The organism is Nocardioides sp. P4_G4, from assembly GCF_056401085.1.
Window position 1 is genome coordinate 1 of record NZ_JBFUKA010000161.1, and the last position, 3,512, is coordinate 3,512.

3 protein-coding genes and 2 pseudogenes are annotated in these 3,512 nt (G+C 74.1%); all 5 read left to right on the plus strand.

Translation table 11 applies throughout. The features are described from left to right. The coding region (locus tag AC1DQF_RS21330) for a LamG domain-containing protein (protein WP_477527229.1) at positions 1 to 1,538 on the plus strand (1,538 nt) is incomplete at its 5' end. 62 nt (positions 1,539 to 1,600) lie between these two features. After that, positions 1,601 to 1,756: pseudogene (locus tag AC1DQF_RS21335) on the plus strand (PH domain-containing protein); the annotation flags it as partial. A 10-nt stretch (positions 1,757 to 1,766) separates the two neighbouring features. Continuing rightward, positions 1,767 to 2,135 carry an MGMT family protein gene (locus AC1DQF_RS21340; protein ID WP_477527230.1) on the plus strand — a complete coding sequence of 123 codons (369 nt, stop codon included), beginning with the start codon at positions 1,767 to 1,769 and terminating at the stop codon, positions 2,133 to 2,135. A 55-nt stretch (positions 2,136 to 2,190) separates the two neighbouring features. Further along, a complete protein-coding gene (locus AC1DQF_RS21345; RefSeq protein ID WP_477527231.1) occupies positions 2,191 to 2,889 on the plus strand; it encodes a TetR/AcrR family transcriptional regulator in 699 nt (232 codons plus the stop codon). A gap of 2 nt (positions 2,890 to 2,891) precedes the next feature. Further along, positions 2,892 to 3,512 (plus strand): annotated as a pseudogene (locus AC1DQF_RS21350) (hypothetical protein); the annotation flags it as partial.

A 3,512-nucleotide genomic window follows, 5' to 3' on the forward strand; every position in this document is an offset into this window, starting at 1 on the left:
GGGCGTCCACGGCGCCCGGCGGCGGCCACGGCCGGCTCGCCGCGCGTGGCGGCGCGCTCGCCTTCTCCCCGGCCTCCTACGTCGGCGGGCAGGCAGTGAGCTTCAGCGGCAGCCTGGGTGTGGGTGGCGCGCGCAGGATCACGTTGCAGCAGCACATGAACCGCCCCGGCGACCAGTGGTTCGCGGTGCGCGGCTTCACCGGCACGACGGCCGCCGACGGCAGCTTCCGCTTCTCCTTCCCGGCGCCGGCCATGCTCGGCATCCGGTATCGGGTGGTGGCCAAGGGCGGGATCGCCAGCCCGCCCGTGAGCTTCCGGGCGAAGGGCCAGGACCTCACGATGTGGGTCGCCGGCCCGGACCCGACCGCGGCGCGCGCTCCCGGGCAGCCGGTGGCCGGCGTGCCCTTCACCATCGCGGTGGACACCACGCCCAGCCTCGTGCGCCGCCCCGAGACGGTCGGCCTGCCCGTCTTCACCGGGCGCACCCTCACCCTCCAGCGGCGCCTCGACGGCGACAGCTGGGAGACCCTCGGCACCTCGGCGGTGCTGCCCGACGGCATGGGCTACTTCCCGGGCGTGACGTCCGCGGCCGGCACGGTCGTCTACCGGGTGCGCCAAGAGGACCTCGTCACCGGCGGCCACCAGATCGGCTGGATGCAGACCTTCCCGACCTACGTCACGGTGCTCGACCCGGGCCAGGTGCTCCCGCCGGTGCCGCTCGCGCGCCGACAGGGCGTCGTACGGACCGGGGCCGCAGGCACGCCTCCGCCCGCCCGCCGGTCGGCCGGGGCGGCGAGCGCCACGGCGAGCAGCCGCTACGGCTGGTACCCGACCCTGTGGGACTACACCTGGGAGGCCGGGCAGTCGCTGACCAGCCCGCCCGACGTGGGCTCGGTGCGCACCGGCTGGTGGCAGGACTACGCGGACGGCGCGGGCCGGGTGAGCCGGCAGAACGGCGGCCTCTACCTCGACAGCCAGCGCAACAACGCCGGCGGTCCCGGGGACTTCGGGACGACCCGCGCCACCCTGACCGGTGCTGCCCAGCCCTACGGCCGGTGGGAGGCGAGGCTGCGGATCAAGAGCGCCGAGGCCACCGCGCAGGACTTCCAGGTGCTGGTCGAGCTGGTGCCCGAGCGGGCCGAGGACTATGCCTGCGGTCGGCGCAACATCACCCTGGCCCGGGTCGCCGCGCACAGCGGCACGATGACCTTCGGCGCCAAGGCCGACACCCGCCAGTGGACCGGCAGCCGCTCGATCCCGAGCCTGGTCCGCACCTCGCCGGCCGTGGCGGTCGAGGTCGCCCCGGACCACATCACCTGGTTCTGGGACGGCAAGCCGATCGGCACCGTCAAGGACCGCGCTGCCGTCTCCGGTGTGCCCATGACCTTGCGCTTCAGCATGGTGGGCGACCAGGCCACCGAGCACAACCAGACCGGCCTCGTGTCGGACTGGCAGCGGGGGTTCGCGCTCGGCCGTGGGAAGCAGGTCCGTTCCGGACCGGCGCTGCGAGCCGACGCCCTGACCACCTGCGAGTCCTGAGGCGGGACGCACCGACACCTGCGCGCCTCCGTCGCGGCGGGCCGGCCGGCTGGTAGGAACGTCGGATGCTGGGGTTCGGCCACGTCGTCTTCGAGTCCGCCGCCCAGGAGCAGGGGCTGCGCGACATCCGGTACGTCGGACGCCCCCACGACCGACACCTGTCCCTCCAGCGGGTGGTCCAGCGCTGCGGCCCTCGCGGTCCGCGCGTGGCCAGCTGACGCGACCGCCATGGACGAGCGACTCGACGAGCTCGTGCTCCGCGCCGTGGAGCAGGTCCCGTGGGGGAGCGTCGTGTCCTACGGCGACCTGGGCCACGTCGTGGGGATCGGCCCCCGTCGCGTGGGGTCGGTCCTGAGTCGCCACGGTGCCGGAGTGGCCTGGTGGCGGGTGACCAACGCGGCCGGCGCGTTCCCGCCGGACCTGCTCCACGAGGCGCGACCCCACTGGCTCGAGGAGGGGATCGCGCTGCGCCCGAGCGGTCGCGGCTGCCGGATCGAGGAGCACCGGGCCGACCTCGTGGAGCTCGAGCGCCGGTGGCGGGTGGCCGTCGCGGACCTCGTCACCGACGACGGGACGGCGCTCGACGAGGAGGGGTGAGCAGGCTCACGGCTCACATCTGCACGACAGTGCAAGTTTGCGCTAGAGTGCAGCTATGTCGATGTCGTGCGAGCACCTCCCGGGGCGGGGACTGCGCGCCGCCAAGAAGCAGCGCACCCGCGACGCCCTGAGCCGGGCGGCGATCGGCATCGTCTCCGAGGAGGGCATCGACGCCCTCACCGCCGACCGCATCGCAGCCGAGGCGGGCGTCTCCCGCCGCACCCTCTTCAACTACTTCGCCACGGTGGAGGACGTGCTGACGGCCTCCATCGAGGACGTCACCACCGACACCCTCGCCGCCTTCGTGGCCCGACCGTCCGACGAGCCGCTCCGGCGCTCGATCGCCGCCGTCCTCGAGGGCCTGCTCGACGAGCCGGTCTTCACGCAGGCGTGCGTGCTCGAGCGGGCGGCCATCGACTCACCGGCGACGCGGCGCTTCCTGCGCGAGTTCGCCGACGGGCAGGTCGACGCCTTCGAGCAGGGGTTGTGGGACCGGATCGGTCCCGGGGCCGACCCGGTGTACGTCGCCGCGCTGGCCGCCGCCACCGGCGCGATCCTCTCGCGCATGACGCGGCTGCTGGTGACCGAGATGCCGGACGCCGCCCCCGACGACCCGGCCGTCGCCCGTCGCCACCACGACGTCATCCGGCGATCCTTCGACCTGCTCTTCGCGGGCTTCGACGAGGCCGGCGCCCTGCGCCGCCCGGCGTCCACCCGTGCTCCCGCACCCGCCACCGCTTCCAAGGAGAACTGATCGTGGCCTCCCTCCTGTACCGCCTCGGCAGCACCGCTGCCCGACGGCCGCTCGCCTTCGTCCTCGCCTGGGTCCTCGTGCTCGGCGCCGTGGTGGGGGCGATGCTGTCCCTCCAGCGCCCGCTGACCAACGAGTTCGAGCTGCCCGACAGCGAGTTCGCGCAGGTCCTCGACGACCTGGGCGAGCAGATCCCGGAGGTCGCCGGAGGCACCGGCACGGTGGTCCTGTACTCCGAGGACGGCTTCACCGCGACGCAGCGCGACGCGATCGACGCGACGCTGGCCGACTGGGAGCAGCTCCCGCACGTCACCGGCACCGTCGACCCGTTCGCCACCCAGGCCGACCTCGACCGCAGCGACGCCGACCTGCGGGACGGCCGCCAGCAGCTCGTCGACGGCCGACGGGAGCACGACAAGGGTGCCCGCCAGCTCCAGCAGCTCCGCTGGCTCATCGGCGAGGGCGAGCGTGACATCGCCCGGCTCCAGCGCACCGACCCCGACAACGCCACGCTGCCCGCCCGGATCGACGGTCAGGCCGAGCTGGAGGCGACGCTCGCCGACGGCGAGGCCCGGCTGGCCGATGCCCGACAGCAGCTCGACGAGGGCGAGCAGCAGTACACCGAC